1 protein-coding gene is annotated in these 2,500 nt (G+C 43.6%); it reads right to left on the reverse strand.

Going from position 1 to position 2,500, the window contains the following annotated elements; all coding sequences use genetic code 11:
* Positions 1-833: 833 nt before the first annotated feature.
* Positions 834-2,276: a nicotinate phosphoribosyltransferase gene (locus Q0546_RS00060; RefSeq protein ID WP_298789441.1), complete on the reverse strand. Its 1,443-nt coding sequence runs from the start codon at positions 2,274-2,276 to the stop codon at positions 834-836.
* Positions 2,277-2,500 lie beyond the last annotated feature (224 nt).

Here is a 2,500-nt window from a genome sequence, read left to right on the forward strand (position 1 = left end):
TGCAGCTTCTAACCGGGGCTCGAGGGTTCAAATCCCTCTCTGTCCGCCACTACTTCAAGAAATATATAGAAAATCCCCGCAAGTTACAGCAACAAAAAGAAACTACCAGTAGCGTTTTTTGCTGATATTTTCTCTGACTATCCAATAAAAACAGTCCAAATTTACACATCCAATCAGCTAAAATGATATACAATGGCCAAATTATTAGCACGGATCAGTAATCCAAGTTAAAGATAAACCGTATTTTGTAAGCGATAGCGACAATCTAGCGTTAAAATAATGTCTCTAATGGCAGTAAATTTTATCTACGAGTTTTGCAGTAAAGCAGTAAATAAGCCCAAAGGAATTATTATAGCAAGTAGGCGAAATAAGCCTAGCCAAAGCTGCGGCGAGGCGCGACGAGCTAAAGCGATACTTTGATTTTCAGACGACGGATCTTGTGATATATATAAAGTATCGCAAGCTGTTTAAGTCCGTAAAATCAAGCTAAATTTAAACTTGCAGATACTTTTTATTCTATGCCATTTTGGGCGGTTTTGCGCATAAATTCGGATTTTAAAAATATTAAAAAATAAAATTTGCACTAGAAGCGAAATCGAAATAAGCTAGTTTTTTATCCAAATTTAGCTTTGCAAGGGTACTGCAAGTTAAATTTCTAAAATCGGACCGCATTTCAAATAAATAGATTGATATTAAAAAAGCAAAAACCGTTATTTTGCTACTTTTGTTTTTTGTCGATATGAAAATTTAACGAGCGGCTTAGTCTCTCGTATCTATAAACTTGTGTTTGCGCAATAAAATTTACCGCAAAAGTAAGCCGCCCGTTTTTTTATTTATTTTTTTGTGCTGCGTAAAAGCTCCATCTTCATCTCGTAGTAGTGCACGCTCATATCGACGTAGTGCTTGTGCGGGTTTTCAAAGCGCTGCTCCTCCTGCCAAATTTCATTTTCTAGCTGCTCTTTTACATACTCTCTGATTTGTGCTAAATTTACCTTTTCGCCAACGCGCTTGCCGTCTTTTACGACTAGATTTTGCAGCTGCTGCGCCGTGCAGCCCTCAAAATACAGCTCCTTCCACGGTTTTTCGGGATCTATGTAGCGGTACGGTTTGGAGGGATCGGGCGTTTCGTCCGCGTTTGCGATGAGGTCGGCTATGGCTTGGCCGTTTTGGTAGATGCGCCAGACCTTTTTTATGCCGGGATTTGTCATCTTTTCTACGGCTTCGGATAGCTTGATACGGGGGCTAAATTTGCCGCCGTTTTCGACCGCGACTAGCTTATAAACCCCGCTAAAAATCGGATCGCTTTTGGAGGTTATCAGCCGTTCGCCCACTCCAAAGCCGTCTATCTGTCCGCCTTGGGCCAGGATCGAGGCGATAGTGTACTCATCTAGGCTGTTTGAGACCGTGATCTTGCAGTCTTTTAGCCCAGCGGCATCCAGCATCGCGCGCGTTTTTTTGGATAGATATGCTAGGTCGCCGGAGTCCAGTCTGACCGCTTTTAGGCGTTTGCCCAGCGGCTCTAGCATCTCTTTTGCCGTTTTTATCGCATTTGGCACGCCGCTATGTAGCACGTCGTAAGTATCTACTAGCAGCGAAGCGGAGTCCGGATAGAGCAGGGCATAGCGCTTAAAGGCTTCAAACTCGTCGCCAAAATACATCACCCAGCTGTGCGCCATCGTGCCCGTCGTCGGTATACCAAAAGCCTTAGCAGCTAGCACCGTTGCCGTGCCGTCCGCGCCACCTATATAGGCAGCTCTAGCGCCGTAGATCGCGGCGTCTAGGTTGTGCGCGCGCCTAGCGCCGAAGTCAAACACGCTCCTGCCGTCCGCGGCCTTTACTATGCGCCTGGCTTTTGTCGCGATGAGGCTTTGGTGGTTTATCTGCGATAGGATCGCGGTTTCTATGAGTTGCGCGTCGATAGGCGAGGCTACGACGGTTATAAAAGGCTCTTGCGGATAGATGATCGTCCCCTCGGCAAATGCGTATATATCGCCTTTAAAGCGAAATTTGCGCAGATAGTCCAAAAAATCCTCGCTAAATAAATTTAATGAGCGCAGATAATCCACGTCGCTATCGTCAAAGTGTAAATTTTCCACATACTCAATGATTTGCTCAAGCCCCGCAAATATCGCAAAACCGCCGCCGTCGGGCACCTTGCGGTAAAAAACGTCAAACGCCACGCGCGGCTGATCTCCGCTTTTAAAATACCCCTCCGCCATCGTAAGCTCGTAAAGATCCATCACCATGCTGACATTTCTCGAGTCAAACTGCGTCATTTTTGCCCTTTCTTGTTAAAATTTGATAATGATATAACCCCGCGGCTTGCGAGACGCTGAAATTTGGCGGAATGATTTTAAACAAATATATTATTTAATCTCATAATATTATCACTTTTTATCGGTTTTTAAGCTCGTTTAGCATATAGTTTTAAAGTTTTTATTTAAAGAAAATTTTTTATATTATATTTATATTTTAAATTACGTTTTTTGATTTTGAGGGA

Source organism: uncultured Campylobacter sp. (genome assembly GCF_937997465.1).
Taxonomy (GTDB): Bacteria; Campylobacterota; Campylobacteria; order Campylobacterales; family Campylobacteraceae; genus Campylobacter_A.